The 18,871-nt window shown below is 72.0% G+C and carries 12 protein-coding genes; all 12 read right to left on the bottom strand.

Features of this window, described 5'->3' with window-relative positions; genetic code table 11:
* Positions 1 to 717, bottom strand: a 717-nt coding sequence (locus PUR61_RS05640) for an ABC transporter ATP-binding protein (protein ID WP_329876243.1), incomplete at its 3' end; no start/stop codon positions are given.
* Positions 710 to 1,759 carry an ABC transporter ATP-binding protein gene (locus PUR61_RS05635; protein ID WP_329876241.1) on the bottom strand — a complete coding sequence of 350 codons (1,050 nt, stop codon included), beginning with the start codon at positions 1,757 to 1,759 and terminating at the stop codon, positions 710 to 712. The genes PUR61_RS05640 and PUR61_RS05635, both read right to left, overlap by 8 nt.
* 19 nt (positions 1,760 to 1,778) lie before the next feature.
* Positions 1,779 to 2,720, bottom strand: coding sequence for an ABC transporter permease (locus tag PUR61_RS05630; protein WP_329876239.1), 942 nt, complete (start codon positions 2,718 to 2,720; stop codon positions 1,779 to 1,781).
* Positions 2,713 to 3,657: an ABC transporter permease gene (locus PUR61_RS05625; protein WP_329876237.1), complete on the bottom strand. Its 945-nt coding sequence runs from the start codon at positions 3,655 to 3,657 to the stop codon at positions 2,713 to 2,715. The genes PUR61_RS05630 and PUR61_RS05625 overlap by 8 nt, the downstream gene beginning before the upstream one ends.
* A gap of 90 nt (positions 3,658 to 3,747) precedes the next feature.
* A complete protein-coding gene (locus PUR61_RS05620; RefSeq protein WP_329876235.1) occupies positions 3,748 to 5,382 on the bottom strand; it encodes a peptide ABC transporter substrate-binding protein in 1,635 nt (544 codons plus the stop codon).
* Between the two features lie 442 nt (positions 5,383 to 5,824).
* On the bottom strand, positions 5,825 to 7,729 hold the full coding sequence (gene typA / locus PUR61_RS05615; RefSeq protein ID WP_329876233.1) for a translational GTPase TypA: 1,905 nt from the start codon (positions 7,727 to 7,729) through the stop codon (positions 5,825 to 5,827).
* 478 nt (positions 7,730 to 8,207) lie between these two features.
* On the bottom strand, positions 8,208 to 9,974 hold the full coding sequence (locus PUR61_RS05610; RefSeq protein ID WP_329876231.1) for an ABC transporter family substrate-binding protein: 1,767 nt from the start codon (positions 9,972 to 9,974) through the stop codon (positions 8,208 to 8,210).
* A 161-nt stretch (positions 9,975 to 10,135) separates the two neighbouring features.
* Positions 10,136 to 12,817 (bottom strand): SpoIIE family protein phosphatase, encoded by a 2,682-nt coding sequence (locus PUR61_RS05605; RefSeq protein WP_380356733.1) that lies wholly within the window; start codon positions 12,815 to 12,817, stop codon positions 10,136 to 10,138.
* 185 nt (positions 12,818 to 13,002) lie between these two features.
* Positions 13,003 to 15,453, bottom strand: coding sequence for a SpoIIE family protein phosphatase (locus PUR61_RS05600; protein ID WP_329876229.1), 2,451 nt, complete (start codon positions 15,451 to 15,453; stop codon positions 13,003 to 13,005).
* Positions 15,454 to 16,311: 858 nt separating this feature from the next.
* A complete protein-coding gene (locus PUR61_RS05595) occupies positions 16,312 to 16,743 on the bottom strand; it encodes a (deoxy)nucleoside triphosphate pyrophosphohydrolase (RefSeq protein WP_329876227.1) in 432 nt (143 codons plus the stop codon).
* A 31-nt stretch (positions 16,744 to 16,774) separates the two neighbouring features.
* Positions 16,775 to 16,957: an SPOR domain-containing protein gene (locus tag PUR61_RS05590; RefSeq protein ID WP_329876225.1), complete on the bottom strand. Its 183-nt coding sequence runs from the start codon at positions 16,955 to 16,957 to the stop codon at positions 16,775 to 16,777.
* A 184-nt stretch (positions 16,958 to 17,141) separates the two neighbouring features.
* Positions 17,142 to 18,725, bottom strand: a complete 1,584-nt coding sequence (locus PUR61_RS05585) for a DUF4190 domain-containing protein (RefSeq protein WP_329876223.1) — start codon at positions 18,723 to 18,725, stop codon at positions 17,142 to 17,144.
* Positions 18,726 to 18,871: the final 146 nt, after the last annotated feature.

Genomic DNA, 18,871 nt, shown 5'->3' with positions numbered 1-18,871 from the left:
GATCTCGACCATCTTGCCGAGGTACATCACGCCGACGCGGTCGGAGATGTGCCGGACGATCGAGAGGTCGTGCGCGATGAACATGTACGAGAGCTCGAACTCGCTCTGGAGCTGCTCCAGCAGGTTGATCACCTGCGCCTGGACGGAGACGTCCAGGGCGGAGACCGGCTCGTCGCAGATGATGATCTCGGGCTTGAGCGCGAGGCCGCGGGCGATGCCGATGCGCTGGCGCTGGCCGCCGGAGAACTGGTGCGGGTACCGGTTGATGTACTCCGGGTTCAGGCCCACCACGTCCAGCAGGTCCTGGACGGCCTTGCGGCGGTCGCCCTTCGGAGCCACCTCGGGGTGGATCTCGTAGGGCTCACCGATGATGTCGCCGACCGTCATGCGCGGGTTCAGCGAGGTGTACGGGTCCTGGAACACCATCTGGATGTTCCGGCGGACGGCCTTGAGGCCCGCGCCGGACAGCTTGGAGATGTCCTCGCCCTTGAACAGCACCTGGCCGGAGGTGGCCCGCTCCAGGTTCATCAGCACCTTGGCCAGCGTGGACTTGCCACAGCCGGACTCGCCGACGATGCCGAGGGTCTCGCCCCTCGCCAGCTCGAAGGAGACGCCGTCGACGGCCTTGACCGCGCCGACCTGCTTCTTGAAGAGGATGCCCTGGGTCAGCGGGTAGTGCTTGACCAGGTCCTTGACCTCCAGGATGGGCTCAGCCATGGAGGGTCTCCTTCCAGAGGTGGCACGCGCTGCGGCGGCCGGTGAGCTCCTTGCCGTCCTTGTCGGTCACCTGGTGCAGCTTCGGGATCTCCGAGCGGCACAGGTCGGTGGCGACGTCACAGCGGGGGTTGAACGCGCAGCCGGCCGGGACCTTGAGCAGGTTCGGGGGCAGGCCCTTGATCGCGTACAGCTCCTGGCCCTTCTGGTCCAGGCGCGGGATGGAACGGAGCAGGCCCTTGGTGTACGGGTGCGCCGGGTTGGCGTACAGCTCGTGCACCGGCGCCGTCTCGACGATCCGGCCCGCGTACATCACGGCGATCTTGTCCGCGACGTCGGCGACCACGCCGAGGTCGTGGGTGATCAGGATCAGGCCCATGTTGTACTCGGCCTGGAGCTCCGCGAGCAGGTCCATCACCTGGGCCTGGACGGTGACGTCCAGGGCGGTGGTGGGCTCGTCCGCGATGATCAGGTCGGGCTCCATGGAGAGCGCCATGGCGATCATGATGCGCTGGCGCATACCGCCGGAGAACTGGTGCGGGTAGTCGCCGACGCGCTGCCGGGCGGCGGGGATGCGCACCCGCTCCATCAGCTCGATGGCCTTCTCCCGGGCCTCCTTCTTGGAGGAGCCGCGGTGCACCCGGAACATCTCGCCGAGCTGGGCGCCGACGGTCATCACGGGGTTCAGCGAGGAGAGCGCGTCCTGGAAGATCATCGCGATCTTCTGGCCGCGGATCTGCCGGCGGTCCTCCTCCTTCATGGCGAGCATGTCCTGCCCGCGGAAGAGGATCTGGCCCTGGCTGATCTTGCCGGGCGGCATGTCGAGGATGCCCATGATGGTCTGGGCGGTCACGGACTTGCCGGAGCCGGACTCGCCGAGCACCGCCAGGGTCTCACCGGCGGCCACGGAGTAGTTGACACCGTTCACGGCCTTGGCGACGCCGTCCCGGGTGTGGAACTCCACGTGGAGGTCCTTGACCTCCAGCAGCGGGGTGCCAACCTCCAGGCGGCCGGTCTTCTGGTTCTTCTCGATCACGGTGGTCATCGGGTCGTCACCTCTTCTCTCAGCGGAGCTTCGGGTCGAGGGCGTCGCGCACCGCGTCGCCGAGCATGATGAAGGCCAGGACGGTGACGCTCAGTACCGCGGACGGGAAGAGCAGCACGTGGGGCGCGTCGAGGAAGCGGACCGACGCGTCGCTGATCATCAGGCCCCAGGAGATCTCCGGCGGCTGGACGCCGATGCCCAGGTAGGACAGGGCCGCCTCGGCGCCGATGTAGACACCCAGGCTGATCGCGGAGACGACGATGACCGGAGCGATGGCGTTCGGCACGATGTGCCGGAAGGTGATCCGGCCGGAGCCGGCGCCGAGGGCGCGGGCCGCCATCACGTAGTCGTTGTTCTTGTTCGACAGCACCGAGGCACGCATGATGCGGAAGATCTGCGGCCAGCCGAGCACGGTCATCACGACCGAGACCGTCCAGGCGTTGCCCTTGCCGAGCATCGACATGATCAGCATGCCGCCGAGCAGCAGCGGGATCGAGAAGAAGATCTCGGTGAAGCGCGAGAGGATGCTGTCGACGATCCCGCCCTTCCACCCGGCCAGCAGGCCGAGGAGGGCGCCCACCAGGGTGACCATGGTGGTGGTCAGGACGCCGACGATGATCGAGTTGCGCGCGCCCCACACCGTGCGGGTGTAGATGTCGCAGCCCTGGACGTCGAAGCCGAACCAGTGGTCGCCGCTCGGACGCTTCAGCGAGTCGGCCAGGTCGCAGGCCCCCGAGTCGAACGGGCTGCCGTCCGTGAACCACTGCGGCACGACGGCCAGCAGGAGCAGGAACGACACCAGCACGGCGCCGATGATGAAGACCGGGTTGCGGCGCAGGTCGCTCATCGCGTCCGACCAGAGACTGGCGACGCGCTCCGGCTTCTGCTTCTTCTCCGGGGAGGACTTCGGGGAGTTGTCCTCGGAGGGGGCCTCGGCGCCCTTGGTGATGGTCTCACTCATAGCGGATCCTCGGGTCGAGCACGGCGTACAGCAGGTCCACGAGCAGGGTGGTGACGAGGTAGATCATCACCAGCAGCGTGACGACGCCGACGATGATCGTGCCCTGCTTCTGGTACACGGCCTGGGCGAGCAGACCGCCGATGCCGTGGATGTTGAAGATCTTCTCCGTGATGACCGCGCCGCCCATCAGACCACCGAGGTCGGCACCGAGGAAGGTGACGATCGGGATGAGCGCGTTGCGCAGGGCGTGCCGGCCGATCACCCGACGCCGCTTCAGACCCTTGGCGACCGCGGTGCGCACGTAGTCGGCGCGCATGGTCTCCATGAGGCTGGTGCGGGTCAGTCGGGCCACGTAGGCGAGCGAGGTCGACGCCAGCACGAAGGCCGGCAGCAGGTACGCCCGCAGACCGTCCTCCTCGTTGAAGGAGACGGAGAAGATCTCGAGACCGTAGTCGTTCTTGAGCTTGACGCCGAGCACGAGCTGGAGCACGAAACCGGTGACGAAGACCGGGATCGAGATCACGAACAGCGTGCTGATCAGGACCAGTTGGTCCAGGAACTTGCCCTTGCGCAGGGCCGCCATGACGCCCGCCAGCACACCGATGATCGCCTCGATGACGAAGGCCACGATGGCGAGGTTGACGGTGAAGGGGAACGCCTCGCTGATCATGTCGCTCACCGAACGACCGGTCAGGCTCTCGCCCAGGTTGCCCTGGAACACGCCGGAGATGTAGTTCCAGTACTGGAGCAGGAACGGGTCGTTCAGGTGGTACTTCTGGCGGATCATCTCCGCCACGAGCGGGTCGGCCTTCTTCTCGCCGGCCAGCGCCTGCACCGGGTCACCGGGCAGGCTGAAGCACAGCCAGTAGATCAGGAACGTCGCACCGATCAGGACAGGGATTGCCTGTATAAGTCGGCGGATGACATAGCGGCCCATCAGACCTCCATACTTTCGGACAAGGAAGGGAGGCGGGAGGACCCGGACTGTAGTCCGGTCCGCCCGCCCCCGTTCGTCTGATTAACCGGATCAGCCGGCGAGCTCGACCTCGTCCAGGTTCATGCGACCCTGGGCGTCGGTGTCGAAGTTCTTGATCTTCTTGCTGTACGCGGCGGAGGACATGTAGGTGTACACCGGGATGTACGGCAGGTCCTGGACCAGGATGTCGTCAGCCTGCTGGTACAGCTTCTGACCCTCCTCCGGGCTCTTCGCCTGGTCGGCCTGGTCCAGCAGCGCCTCGAACTTCTCGTTGACGTAGCCGCCGTAGTTCGAGCCGTTGTCGATCGCGACCTTGGAGAAGATCGGACGGAGGTAGTTCTCGATCGACGGGTAGTCCATCGACCACGCCATGCGGAAGCCGCCGGAGTACTGCTTGTCGCCCAGCGCGTCCAGGATCTTGCCGAACTTCTCGAACGGCTTGAGGGTGACCTCGACGCCCAGGTTCTTCTTCAGCTGGTTGGCGACGGCCTCGATCCACTCCTTGTGGCCACCGTCGGCGTTGTAGCCGAGCTCCAGGGTGTTGTTCGGGACACCGTTGGCCGCGGTGAAGATCTCCTTGGCCTTGGCCGGGTCGTACTTCGCCGCGTCGCCCATGGCGCCCTTGCGGTAGCCCGGGATCAGCGGGTTGACGAAGTCGTCGGCCGGGACGCGGGTGCCCGAGAAGATCGTCTTGGTGATCGCCTCGCGGTCGATCGCCATCGAGATCGCCTTGCGGATCTCCGGCTTGCCGTAGGTCTCCGGGTTGGTGGCGATCGGGAAGCCGATGTAGCCGACGCCGGACTCCGGCTTGTAGATGTAGCGGTCGCCGAACTCGCCCTTGACCGTGCCCATGGCCGAGATCGGGAGCTTGTCGGTGGCCTGGATGTTGTCGGCGCGCAGGTCGTTGTACGCCGTCTCCAGCTTGTCGTAGATCTTGAAGGTGACGCCCTGGAGCTTCGCCTTGCCGTCAGCGGCCGGGAAGCCCTCGAAGCGCTTGACCTTGATCTGCTGGTTGTGCTCCCACTTGCCGTCCATCTGGAACGGGCCGTTGCCGATGGGGGCCTCTTCGAAGGTCTTCTTGTCAGCGAAGAAGGCCTTCGGCAGCGGGTAGAACGCGTTGTAGCCCAGCATGGTCTTGAACTGGGAGAACGGCGCGGTCAGGGAGACCGTGAAGGTCTTGTCGTCGACGACCGTCAGGCCCTTGAGCTTGTCGGTGGCCGGCTTCTTGTCCTTGCCCGGGGCCAGGTCGGCGGAGCCGTCGATCTTGGCGAAGAACGGGAGGCCCTCGGCCGCGTTGTCCTGGTTGGCGCCCCAGTTCCAGGCGTCCACGAAGGACTGCGCGGTGACCTTCTCACCGTTGTGGAAGGTGTAGCCGTCCTTCAGCTTGATCGTCCAGACCTTGCTGTCGGGGGACTCGATCGACTCCGCGACGCGCAGCTTCGGCTCGTTGGTCTTGTTGTCGTACTCGACCAGGCCGGCGAAGAGGGCGTTCAGGACCTCGGCACCCTCGGACTCCGCGGTGTTCTGCGGAATCAGGCCGTGCTGCGGCTCACCGAGCTGAACGGCGATCGTGCCGCCGCCCGAGGCAGCCTTGTCGCTGCTCTTCGAGCTGGTGCTGCAAGCGGTCGCCGCAAGGGCGATCGCGGTCGCCGCGACGAGCCACTTGGTCTGGGTTGCACCACGCATGGGGGGATGCCTCCTGAATTCGACTTTCCAACGAGGAGAGCACCGCGGTTGGTCGGGACCGGATCCGCTGTGCCGTCCGCGCTCGTGGTTTCGGCGCGCACCCCTGCGCGTTAACCCTTGACCCGAGCCTGACTGCACCCACTATGTGTCACGCACGGACACGAAAGTGACCACTACCGATCTCAATTAGGTCACATGAACGGTCGGTAAGTTTCGAAAATCGGACATATGAGACATACTCAGACAGGCATTAAACGGACAGTCGTCATGAATGACGGACTGTCACGTTCGCTCAGCGGACACCTTGCCGTGGTAAGCGCTATTCCGTTTATACGCGCGTCGACAGCATGGAGTAGTTGAAAAAGTTCGCCCCCCTCTCCATCGGAAAGGGGGGCGACGGTTTCCGGCCAAAGCACGGCCGGAAGGCCTCAGAAGGCGGTGATCAGACCTTCTTGGCGCGCGAGGCGGTACGACCACGGTCCTTCTGGTCCAGCACGACCTTACGGATGCGAACAGTCTCCGGGGTCACCTCGATGCACTCGTCCTCGCGGCAGAACTCCAGCGACTGCTCCAGGGAGAGCTTCCGCGGCGGGACGATCGACTCGGCAACATCGGCGTTCGACGACCGCATGTTGGTGAGCTTCTTCTCCTTGGTGATGTTGACGTCCATGTCGTCGGCGCGCGAGTTCTCGCCGACGATCATGCCCTCGTACACCTCGGTGCCCGGGTCGCAGAAGAGCACGCCGCGCTCCTGCAGGTTGGTCATCGCGAAGGCGGTCACCACACCGGCCCGGTCGGCGACCAGCGAACCGTTGTTGCGGGTCGTCAGGGTGCCGAACCACGGCTCGTGGCCCTCGTGGATCGAGTGCGCGATACCGGTGCCGCGGGTGTTGGTGAGGAACTCGGTCCGGAAGCCGATCAGGCCGCGGGACGGCACCACGAACTCCATCCGGACCCAGCCCGAACCGTGGTTGGACATGTTGTCCATCCGGCCCTTGCGGATGCCCATGAGCTGGGTGACGGCACCCATGTGCTCCTCGGGGACGTCCACGGTGAGGCGCTCGACCGGCTCGTGCGTCTTGCCGTTGACCTGCTTGGTGACCACCTGCGGCTTGCCGACGGTCAGCTCGAAGCCCTCGCGACGCATGGTCTCGATCAGGATGGCCAGCGCCAGCTCACCACGGCCCTGCACCTCCCAGGCGTCCGGGCGCTCGGTCTCCAGGACGCGCAGCGAGACGTTACCGATCAGCTCGCGGTCCAGGCGGTCCTTGACCTGGCGGGCGGTGACCTTGCGGTCGACCCGGCCGCTGGACTTGGCGTCCGCGCCCTTGCCGCTGCCGCCACGGCCGACCAGCGGCGAGGTGTTGGTGCCGATGGTCATCGAGATGGCCGGCTCGTCCACCGTGATCAGCGGCAGCGCGATCGGGTTCTCCGGGTCGGCGAGGGTCTCGCCGATCATGATGTCGGAGATACCGGCGACGGCACAGATGTCGCCCGGACCGGCCACCTCGGCCGGCTTGCGGGTGAGCGCCTCGGTCATCAGCAGCTCGGAGATGCGGACGCTCGAAATGGTGCCGTCGCGCTTGATCCAGGCCACGGTCTGGCCCTTGCGCAGCTCACCCTGCTCGACGCGGAGCAGGGCGATGCGGCCGAGGAAGTTGTCCGCGTCGAGGTTGGTGACGTGGGCCTGGAGCGGCGCGTCCTCCTCGAACGTCGGAGCCGGGACGTGCTCCAGGATGGTGGAGAAGAACGGCTCCAGGCTGTCGCTGTCCGCGGGGACGGTCCCGTTGTCCGGCTTGGTCAGCGAGGCCACGCCGTCACGCGCACAGGCGTAGACGATCGGGAACTCGATCTGGTCCTCGTCGGCGTCCAGGTCCAGGAACAGGTCGTAGGTCTCGTTGATGACCTCGTCGATCCGGGCGTCCGGGCGGTCCGTCTTGTTGATGCAGAGGATGACGGGGAGCCGCGCGGTGAGCGCCTTGCGGAGCACGAAGCGGGTCTGCGGAAGCGGACCCTCGGAGGCGTCGACCAGGAGGACGACCGCGTCCACCATCGAGAGACCTCGCTCGACCTCGCCACCGAAGTCGGCGTGGCCCGGGGTGTCGATGATGTTGATGGTGATCGGAGCGCCACCATCCTTCGGGTGGTACTTGACCGCGGTGTTCTTCGCGAGAATGGTGATGCCCTTCTCGCGCTCCAGGTCGTTGGAGTCCATCATGCGGTCGTCCAACTGCTGGTGGGCAGCGAAGGCGCCGGCCTGCTTGAGCATGGCGTCGACCAGGGTGGTCTTGCCGTGGTCGACGTGGGCGACGATGGCGACGTTACGGATGTCGTTGCGCGTGGGCATGCCTAGCAGATTCTCCCGGAATCGTGGGTTTCGGCGCCCGGCTGCGTGACGCGCACTTGCGACCACTGTTGGTCGCCGCCGCCCGTTCCGCCTGCTACTACCGGTCCACCCGCCGGGCAGGACATGCCACGGCTTCCTCCTATGGTACGGGGAACCGCCCAGCTCGGCCGAAACGAGCAGGTCGGGCGGGATCAAGATCACAACTCGGACACCGGCTCTTCACCCTGTGGACGTCCGGCGGCACGTTCCGGACCCGTCCGCCGACCCGTCCACCGACCCCTCCGGCGGTCCCTCCGGCGGTCCCCTCCGCCGCGCCCGGCGACGGTCCACGGACCGGTCCGGTCGCACGGCGATCGGGTGACCGCGTCCGTCCGCCCTGCCCGCCGGGACCCGGCCCCTGTCTCACGGCTCCTGCCGGACGCACGAGACCCGGGAGAGCGGGCCTGACGGAGGGACTGACGGAGGGCCTGACCGCGACCTAGCCGGCCGACCACCCCACGTCCTGGAAGCGCGGCCGGCCGAAGCCCCAGACCCCCGCACCTGCGAGCCCCGCCCGGACGGCCGTCAGCTCGGGGCGCTGGAACAGCGGCACCGAGTGGCCCAGCTGCCAGATCCGGACGTCCGCCTCCTGGAGGAGGGCCTGGCGGGCGGCGGGGTCCGGTTCGGCGCCGGCACGCTCGAAGAGGCGGTCGATCTCCTCGGTGCCCGCGCGGGCGAAGTTGGTACCGGCCCGGAGGGCTCCGTCGGGGCCCGGCCGGGGCTTGGCGTAGACGGGCTGCTGCTCGCCGGCCGGGTCCGGCCCGGCCGGCCAGGAGAAGAGGGCGAGGTCGTAGTCCCCGGCGGCCAGGTGGTCGCGGACGAAGGTGTCCGCCGGCGCCTCCGTCACCCGGACCGCGATCCCGGCCGCGCCGAGGTCCGCCACCACCGCGTCCGCGGTGCGCCGGGCGGTGGCGGAACCGGCCGGGGCCAGGAGGGTGAGGGCGAGCTCACGGCCGTTCCGGGCCCGGGTGGCGTCGGCGGCGGGGCGCTTCCACCCGGCCGTGTCCAGCATCCGCCCGGCGTCGGTGGCGCCGAGCGCGTCGGCGTTGTCGCGGTAGCCGTCCTGGTCGCCGGTGAGCAGGTGGTGGCCGTGCGGGGCGGCCGGCAGCCCGAGCGGGGTGAGTGCGGCGTCGGCGGCGTGCCGGCGGTCGACCGCACGGGCGACCGCACGCCGCAGGACCGGGTCGGTGAGGAGGTCGCGGGCCGCGTTGAGGGTGAGCTGGGTGAGGGCGGCGCCGGCGGCGCGGTGCAGGGTGACGCCGGGCAGGGTCTCCGCCCGGTGGAGCGCCTGGGCGGCCCCGCCCCCGGCCGGGGCGCCGGCCCCGCCGGCCGCGTGGTCGACGGCGGCCGTCAACGGGGCGATGTCCACCCGGTTCTGTTCAAGCGCGTCGGCACGTTGTTCGGCCGGGACAGCGAGGAAGTCGATCCGGTCGGCCTTGGCCGGCTCGCCCCACCAGTACGGGTTGCGGACGAGGGCGGCCCGTCCGCCGGCCGGGTCGTACCCGGAGACCAGGAACGGCCCGGCGGTCGGGTGGGCGGTGCCACCGGGCAGCGGGCGGCCGAAGGCGGCGGCGGTGGCGGTCTCGGCGGCCGGGTAGAGCGGGCCGAACAGGGCGCGCCACTGCGCGCAGGGCTGCCGGAAGGTGACCTTGACCTCCTGCGGGCCGGCGCCCTGGACGATCGAGTCGATCGTGCCGTAGCCGGCGGGGCGGGCGGAGGTGTAGGCCGGGTCGAGGCCGGAGAGCGCGGCCCGCTGGGCGATGAAGTCGGCGGCGGAGAGCGGGGTGCCGTCGCTCCAGACCGCCCGCGGGTTGAGGCGGTAGGTCACCACCTGCGGCAGCTGCCCGGGCGGCGTGGACTCGGCGGCGGCCAGGTAGTCGGGGTCGGCCTCCCAGCCGCCGTGCGCACCGGGCCGGAACAGCGCGGGGTAGAGGGCGTGCGCGAGCAGCGCGGAGTCGGCGGTGGCGGCCGGCTGGTAGACGTTCAGGGTGGCGGGGACGGCGTCCACCGCCCAGCGCAGGGTACCGCCGTCCCGCACGGTGGAGCGGTCGACCGGGAGGACGTCCCCGGTCACGGTGGCCGGCGCGGGCGGTGCGGGGACGGGCGTCGGGGCGGTGCCGGCCGGGAACGGGCCGCCGGAGCAGCCGGCCGAGGCGGCGAGGGCGAGCAGCAGCGCGGCGGCTGCGGCGGGGAGGCGGGCGCGCATGGCGGCCATGGAACGCCGCCGCTCCGGGCCGGGCCGCGCCGACACGGCGGCTGCCCGGGGACTGCACCCGGTCGGCCGAGCCTCCGCCGCCCGTGCCGCGACGGCGCGCGGGGGCGGCGCGCGGGGGCGGCGGCCCCGGTGGGCCCGCGGCCCGGGCCCGTCTACAGCCCGAGCTCGAACCAGACGATCTTGCCCTTGGGCGTCCGCCGGCTGCCCCAGCGTTCGGCGAGCAGGCTGACCAGCTGGAGTCCCCGCCCGCCCTCGTCGGTCTCCTGGGCGCGCCGCTGCCTGGGCTGGGCGTAGCCGTCGTCCCAGACCTCGCACACCATGGTCCGGTCGCGCAGCAGACGGAGCCGGATCTCGCCCCGGCCGTGCCGCAGGGCGTTGGTGACCAGCTCGCTGACCAGCAGCTCGGTGGTGTCGACCAGCTCGTCGAGGCCGCGGGCCAGCAACCAGCTGCAGGCGAGTTCGCGGGCCTTGGCGACGGAGGTCGGCTCGGGCGGCAGGAACCAGTTGCCGACGGCGTCCTCGGGGAAGGCGTGCACCCTGGCCATGAGCAGGGCGATGTCGTCCTCCCCGTGGTGCGGGTTGAGCTCGCCGAGGACGTGGTCGCAGAGGTCCTCCAGGCCCTTGCCCTCGGCGGAGAGCGCGACGCGGAAGGCGCGGAGCCCCTCGTCGAGCTGGTGCTTGCGGCTCTCCACCAGGCCGTCGGTGTAGAGGCCGAGCACGGCGCCGTCCGGGAGGGTCAGCTCGACCTCCTCGAAGGGCTCGCCGCCGACGCCGAGCGGCAGGCCGGGCGGGACGTCCAGCATCCGGGCCGGTTCGCCGGGGCCGAGCAGGACGGGCGGCAGGTGGCCGGCGTTGGCGAAGGTGCAGCGCCGGGTGACGGCGTCGTACACCGCGTAGACGCAGGTCGCCAGGTAGACCTCGCGGGCCTCCTCGTCGGCGGTCGAGGTGAGTCGCCCGTACGGGGCGGGCACGACGGCCGGCGCGGTGTCGTCGCCGAGGCCGCGGGCGATCTCGTCGAGGGCGGTGAGCACCTCGGCGGGGTCGAGGTCGAGCATGGCCAGGGTGCGGACGGCGGTGCGCAGCTGCCCCATCGCGACGGCGGCCCGCAGGCCGCGGCCCATCACGTCGCCGATGACCAGCGCGGTGCGGTTGCCGGGCAGCGGGATGACGTCGAACCAGTCGCCGCCGACCTCGGTGTTGTTGTTGCTGGGCAGATAGCGGCAGGCGATCTCCAGGCCACTGGCGGCCGGGTTGCCCGGGGGCAGCAGGCTGCGCTGGAGGATCAGCGCGCGCTCGTGCTCGCGGCGGTAGAGCCGCGCGTTGTCGATGCAGACCGCGGCCCGGGCGACCAGTTCCTCGGCGATGGCGACGTCGCGGGCGTCGAACGGCTCGCTGCCGATCGCGCGGGAGAGCTGGACGAGGCCGAGCACCTGGTCGCGGGCGACCAGCGGGACGATCAGGGTGGAGCGGAGCAGCGGGTCGGGCCCGGGCTCGGGGACGACGCTGCGGCCGGTGCGCAGGGCCCGGGCGTGCGGGGAGCGGCGCGGGTAGCAGAGGGTGCCGCCGGCCTCCGCGATGGGCAGGCCGGTGACCGAGCCGAGCACCGAGGAGGCGCCGCCGACCACGCTGGAGACGGCGACCCGGCGCAGTTCGCCGCTGCCGTCGGTGAGCACGCCGTCGCCGTACCGGCCGGCGCTGGGGACGGTCTCGCCGGAGAGCAGCGCGGTGTAGAGGTCCACGGTGGCGAGGTCGCAGAACGGCGGGACGACGACGTCCAGCAGCTCCTTGGCGGTGGTCTCCAGGTCGAGGGTGGAGCCGATGTGGGCGCTGGCCTCGTTGAGCAGGGCGAGGTTGCGGCGGACGCCGTCGGCCTCGCGCTCGGCGACGTGCCGGCTGGTGACGTCGGAGACCTGTCCGGCGACGCCGGTCGGCTGGCCGGCCGCGCCGTTGAGGCGGTAGAGCGAGACGGCCCAGAGCCGGTTGCCCTCGCGGGTCGGGACGGTGGAGTGGAAGCGCAGGTCGAAGACGGGCTCGCCGCTGGCGAGGACCTTGCGCAGGGCGGCGGTGAGCCGGTCGGCCTCGGAGCCGGGGAAGAGGTCGTGCGGGGTGAGCCCCTCCAGGTCGGTGGGGGCGAGGCCCATCCCGGAGGCGAAGGCGTCGTTGACCCGCTGGAGCCGGAGCCGGTCGTCGAAGAGGATGAACCCGGTCGGAGTCTGGCCGAAAACCGCCTCGGAGGCGGCGAGGTCGGTCTCGATCCGGCGGAGCCGGCCGAGGTCGACGGCGAGACAGGTGGCGCCGGCGGTGGGCAGCGCGCTGTCGGGCATCAGGTAGAGCTCGGCGAGGCCCTCGCCGCCGTTGGCGTCGCGGTACGGGGTGGTGCCGACCCACTCCTCGCCGGCCAGGGTCCGTTCGAGCCGGGCCCGGCCGCGCTGCCAGAGCTCGCGCGGGACGAAGGTGGTGACCGGGTCGGCGCCGACCGCCTCGGAGGCGGGGACCCCGAAGAACTCGGCGGCGCGCTCGCTCCACTGGCTGATCCGGCCGTCGGGGCCGATCGCGAAGGTGGCGACCCGGATGTAGTCGTAGATCGATCCCGGGTCCCCGGCGCCCCAGCGGTGTGCCTCGGCCACCCGGTGGGCGGCGGGCCCGACGGTCGGGGCCGCCGCGCGCGCGACCGAGCGGGGCACGGCGGGCGCGGACACGTGTTGGGCACCGGCCTGCCCGGGTACAGCGGCATGACCGCTGCTGCTCGGCGCGTTACGCGCCGGGGTGCTGTTCAACGGACCGACCCCTCCAAACCCGCGACCGTCCGGATGTCGAGAAGACCGAGTATTCATCATCGAGGGGTACGTTCACACGCCCTCAACATCACAACATCAGATCGGGCGAAGGTTTTTGTCCTACCGCCCGCGCAACCACAATGCCACGCTCGCGCCCCCTGCCGGAGCGCGCGCTCCCCCTGGCCGCCTCCCGGCATATGCAGCACCGTTCTCCTCGCCGTCCGCTCGCCCGCCCGGCGGGCCTACTCGGCTGCCGACTCGTGGGGCTCACTACCCGGCAGCGCCTGCTCGAACCAGACCACCTTGCCCATCCCCTCGGCCCGGGCCCCCCAGCGCAGCGCCAGCCGGCGGACCAGCTCCAGCCCCCGGCCGCCCTCGTCGGCCTCGGCCGCGTGCCGCTCGCGCGGCGGATCGGGCAACGGGTCGGAGATCTCCACCAGCAGCGTCTCCCCGAGCGTCAGCCGCACGCCGATCGGTGCGCTCGCGTACCGGACCGCGTTCGTGACCAGCTCGCTGACCAGGAGCTCGGCCGTGTCGGTGAGCTCCTCGACGCTCCACTCGACCAGCGTCGCGCGGACCAGCCGGCGGGCCCGGGAGACGGCGGTCGGCTCGGCGGGCAGCGTCCAGCCCGCCGTCGGGGTGCCGGCCTGCCCGTGGCCGAGCCGGGCCAGCAGCAGCGCCACGTCGTCCGGCTCGCGGCCCTGCTCCATGGTGTCCAGCACCGCCTCACAGGCGGCCTGGATCGACGCGTACGGCGCCTCCAGGACGGTGAGCAGCCGGCCCAGGCCCACGTCCAGGTCCTTGTCCCGGGACTCCACCAGCCCGTCGGTGCAGAGCGCCAGCAGGCTCCCCTCCGGGATCTTCAGTTCGACCGACTCGAACGGGACTCCGCCGACCCCGAGCGGGGCTCCGGACGGCAGCTCCAGGATCCGCCCGACGCCGCCGAGCAGCGGGCCGCCGGTCCGGGTCGGTTCGTCGGTCCCCTCCGCCGGCACCACCAGCACCGGCGGGATGTGGCCGGCCTTGGCGACGGTCATGGTGGCGGTCGCCGGGTCGAACACCGCGTACACGCAGGTGGCCAGCAGCGCCTCGTCCGGCCCTTGGGCCAGGTCGTCGGCCAGCTCGTGGACGTGCCGCAGCAGCACGTCCGGCGGCAGGTCCAGGGCGGCCAGCACGCGGACGGCGGTGCGCAGCCGACCCATCGTCGCGGCCGCCCGGAGTCCGTGGCCCATCACGTCGCCGACCACCAGCGCGGTGCGGTCGCCGGGCAGCGGGATGACGTCGAACCAGTCGCCGCCGACCTCGGTGCCGCTGCTGCCCGGCACGTAGCGGTAGGCGACCTCGACGCCGGTCGGCTGGGGGACCTGCTGCGGGAGCAGCGTGCGCTGCAGGGTCAGCGCGGCGGTGCGCTCACGGGCGTAGAGCCGGGCGTTGTCCAGCGAGGAGCCGGCCCGGTCGGCCAGCTCCACGGTGAACGCCAGGTCGTCCCGGTCGAAGCCCTCCCGGTAGCCGGCCCGGCTGACGAGCAGCAGGCCGATCACGATGCCCCGGGCGCGCAACGGCACCACCAGCATCGAGTGCACGCCCAGGTCGTGCGCCGCCTGCATCTTCGGGTCGCCCGGGTACGTGACGTCGCTCAGCTGGTCGGCGCCGGAGAGCAGCTCGGGAACGCCGGTGCGCAGCACCCGGCCGCAGGCCGAGTCCTCGGCGAAGGTGATCCGGGCACCGCGCCGGAGCATCGTCTCCACCTCCGGACCGTCCTGGACGGAGGCGGTGCCCAGCTGGAGGAGCGAGGTGCGGCGGTCGTGCCCGTGCCGGGGCAGGTCGTCACCGTGCGCGACCGCCTGGAGCAGGATCACCGCGGCGTGGTCGGTCAGCCGGGGGACGACCGCGCCGGCCAGCTCCTGGGCGATCCGGGAGGCGTCCAGCAGGTCACCGACCCGGGAGCCGAACTCGTTGAGCAGTGAGAGCCGGCGGCGGGCGTGCTCGACCTTGGCCACCGCCCGGTAACGTTCCGTCACGTCCATCACCGTGCCGGAGATGCCGAGCACCCGGCCGGCCCGGTCGGTCATCCGGCTGTAGGAGATCGAGCGGTAGCCGGAGCGTGCGGTGATCGGGGAGGCGAGGGTGACGTCGATGACCGGCTCGCCGGTGGCCAGCACCTGGCGCTGGATCGCGGTGATCTCGTCGGCCGCCCGCTCGGGGAGGGTCTCCCCCGTGGTCCGGCCGACGTGGTCCTCCGGCACGACGCCGTTCATCTCGGCGAGGGTCTGGTTGACGGCGGTGTAGCGCAGGTCGGTGTCGAGGATCGCGATGCCCAGCGGGGACTGCTCGAACAGCGCGTCACGGACGGCGAGGTCGCGCTCCACCGCCCGGACGGCGGCCGCCTCGGCCAGGTTGACCTGGAGGAACGGGGTGCCGTCGCCGTCGACGAGCAGCGAGATCCGGGCGTCGACCAGCACCGGATCGCCCTCCCGGTCGCGCAGCTCGGCCAGACCGGACCAGCGGCCGTGGCGCAGGGTGTCCTGGATCGCGGCCCGGATCCGGACCACCTGGTCGGCGTCCGGGATCAGCTCGTCGATCCGGCGGCCGACCAGCAGCTCGTTCGGCCAGCCGAGCAGTTCCTCGGCGGCCGGACTCCAGAGCACCACGCGGCCGGCGGTGTCGAGGATCGCGATGGCGACCTTGACCACGTCGAAGAGGGTGCCCTCGGGATGGCCGGCCGTACCGGGACCGGGGCGCCCCCCGAGTGCCGTCCGGGGGCCTGCGGTGCCGCTTCCCGGCCCGCCCGGGGCGTCTCCCCGGCCGCCTCCCCCGGCACCTGCCGGAGGCTGCGCCTGGGTGTTCCGCGGTCCGCCGGGGAACGGCCGGCCGGGTCTGCTCCGGACACCGCCCGGCGGCGCCGCGTCGGGCACCACCAGGGACGGTGCGGGCTGCGTCGGCACCGGCCCCTCGGGCGGACCGCCGCCCTCGCTCCGGCCACGCCCGGCCGACGGGTACGCGGCCCGGTTCTCGCCGCGCACGTCCGCCCGGCTCGCGCCGCGGCGCAGCCGGGCCCGGGCGGCGGCGCTCCCCCCGGCGCCCGCCCGTCGCGCTCCCCCGCCACCGTTACCGGTATTCGACACCGACGGGGCCTCCGGCTCTGGTCGGGATCGGCGTCGCCGGCTGGGGGCGGCTCACCGATGGTGACGAATAGTGCCGAAAAGTGACATACCCAGCAGAACCAAGGCTATCCCGGTCAGCGCGTCGACTTTTCCGATTGCCCGGCCCACCGCCCCACGCGTCGCGCGGGAGCCGCCCCGTCCGCGTCCCCGCTCCGGGACGGGGACGCGGACGGGGACGGCCTGCGGGGACGGCAGGGGGCGCCCCGGGGGGCGGCGCCGGCGAGGCGGTCCGCAGCTCGTCCGGAGGCGGTGAGGGCGGGCGGGAGCATGGGCGGGCACGCGTCCGGACGGGGCGCCGGGGTTCAGGTCACCGGCTTCGGGGCGCGGGGGTTCAGGGCGCGCGGTTCAGGGCGCGCGGTTCAGGGCGCGCGGTTCAGGGCGCGCGGTTCAGGGCGCCAGGCGGCGGGCGACGTCCGGGAGCACGGCGCGGTCGTGATCGAGCCAGTCGACGTCCGACAGCTCGGCCGGTCCGAGCCAGCGGAGCTCGTCGTGGTCCTCCAGCGGGCGCGGATCCCCGGAGAGCAGCTCGGCGGCCCAGAACCGCAGCTCCAGGCCCGGCCGGACCAGCCACGAGCCCGGCAGCCGGGTGACCGCCCGGGCGCGTACGCCCAGTTCCTCCATCAGCTCGCGTTCGAGCGCCTGGCTCTCGGTCTCACCGGGCTCGGCCTTGCCGCCGGGGAACTCCCAGCGGCCGGCCACCTCGGCGGGCGCGCTCCGGCGGGCGGCGAGCACCCGGCCCCGGTGGATCAGCGCGCCGCCGACGACGATCCGGTTCTCTGCCGTGTCGCCCGCGGCCGGCCGGTCGTTGGGCTTGTCCATGGCCGAAGACCCTAGCCGCCCGCCCGCCGTGCTACTCGTCCGGTCCCCGCGTCCGCGACGCACCGGCGGGCTCGGCCTCGACCCAGTACAGCTGCTTGTGACCGCGCGCCTCGAACTCGGCCGCCAGGCGATCGGCCGCCTCCCGCTCGACGCCCCCGGCGACCACGAAGCGGTTGCCGTTGTCGTCCTGCCGCATCACCCGAAAGGTGTCCATGGCGGCCAGCGTAGGCCGGGCCCCGGCCCGCGTGGGGGTCGGGCCGGGGCGGGCCTCCTCGGGACGCTACGCCGGGTTCGCTTCCGGCAGGTACGGGCGCGGTTAACGGCCGGTAAGCCGGGCGCCGCCGGGGCCGCGGCGACCGGCGGACCACCCCCGCGACCGGTCGCCGGGGCCCGCGGCGTCAGACCTGGTACTTGGCGATGTGCTCCCCGGTCTGCAGGCCCAGCTCGCGCCGGATCTCCACGGTGCCCTTGTCGCTCCTCGCGAGCAGCGCGTCGGCGCGCCGCACCTCGCGCTGCAGCGTGGTGTCGTCGACGGACCTGCCCGCCGCGTCCCAGATGTTGGCGGCCTCCAGCTGTACCGCCGCCAGCTCGGCCAGCTTCGGCTTCACGCCCGCCGGCCAGACCGCCGTGGGGCTGACGACGTCCGCGGCCTCCTTGCGCGACGCCGCGGCCATCTGCACGGCCCACGTCCGGTAGGCGGCCGGCTGGAGGGAGACCTCCGCGGGCGGCCGCTTCGCGTACACCCGCTCGTAGGCCCGGGCGGCTTCGAGGTAGGCGAGCTGGGCCGGGTTCAGGCTGCCCCGGTCGGTGCGGACGGTGCCGAGGTGCTCGGCGCGGGCGTCCTCCAGGACGCAGATGACCTCGTGGTCGCCCGCCTGCCAGTTGTCCCGGCCCGGGTAGTACTCGGACGGGTTCATGCCCTCGGGCACCGCCCAGAAGTCGAGGGCGTACGCGTCGCGGACCGGCCGGCAGAGCTCGATCGCGCGGTCGCGCACGGCGGTCTCGCCCGGGTACTCGGAGCTCCCCTCGTCGGGCATCGGGACGATCCCGGCCACCTCGCCCTGGTGCGGGGCCGAGCAGGGCTTCTTGAGCACCCAGTAGACGACGCCCGGGGAGCCCTCCGCCGCGTCGGACCCGGGATCCGCCCGGGTGAAGCAGTCACCGGTACGCAGCGACCCCCAGGACACCGCGCCGGCCGGCCGTGGCGGCTGGTCCCTCTCGCGTTCCTCGGCCTGGATCCCGAGGACGGCGAACCCGATGAACGCGACCAGGGTGACGATCACACCGAACACGCCGAGGACCAGGCCGGTGACCGCCATGCCCCGGCCGCGCTGGTTCCGCTTCGATATCCGGACCAGCGCGACGATCGCGAGGACGAGGGCGGGCGGCCAGAGGCAGAACAGGCCGGTGACCAGGGCGGCGACGGCGAAACCGCTGGTGCCCGTGGGGGCCGGCGTATAGGCGAACCCGGGCTGGTACCCGGAGATCGCGCCGGGCGGGACGGCCCCCCAGCCGGACGGCTGCGGGGTGGCGGGCGGCAGGTCCGTACCGGGGGCGGCCGGAGCGGCCGGCGTGGTCGCGCGGGCGCCGTTTCCCGGGGCGGCCCACGGGTCGGCGGGGGCGACCGGAGCCGCCCAGGGGTCGGCGGGGGCGGCGGGGGCGGCAGCGGCCGGAGCCGCCCCCGGGTCGGCGGGGACCGTCTCCTGCGCCGGCGGGCCGGCGGCGGCCAGGGGCTTCATCAGTTCGACCCGCGGGTCCGCGGGCCGAGCCGCGGGCGGGGCCACCGGTTCGGCCACCGGTTCGGCCACCGCGTCATCCACCGCCTCGGCCGGGAGCCCGGCCGCAGGCGAGACCGCGGGCTCGGGCTCGGGCTCGGGCTCGGGCTCGACCGCCGGTCCGGCAGCCGCGCCGGCCGTCGGCTTGGTCAGCTCAACCCGCAGGTCCGCGGGCGGCGGAACGTCGTCGGGCTCGGGCTTGGACACGTACGACTCCCCCGGCCCGCAGGTCACGGGCCCTACTCGGCAGTTCGGTCGGAAGGGCCCACGGGGCGAACCGCCGCGATCGGAGAATCGCCGCAGTCACGGCGGATCCGTGGGAACAGGCGCGCGACTCTACCCGATCTTGAGGA

Origin of the sequence: Streptomyces sp. BE20 (assembly GCF_036322525.1) — a bacterium.
Classification (GTDB): Bacteria; Actinomycetota; Actinomycetes; order Streptomycetales; family Streptomycetaceae; genus Kitasatospora.
The sequence above is the reverse complement of the archived record's forward strand: the minus strand, read 5'-3'. Positions and strand labels throughout refer to the sequence as shown.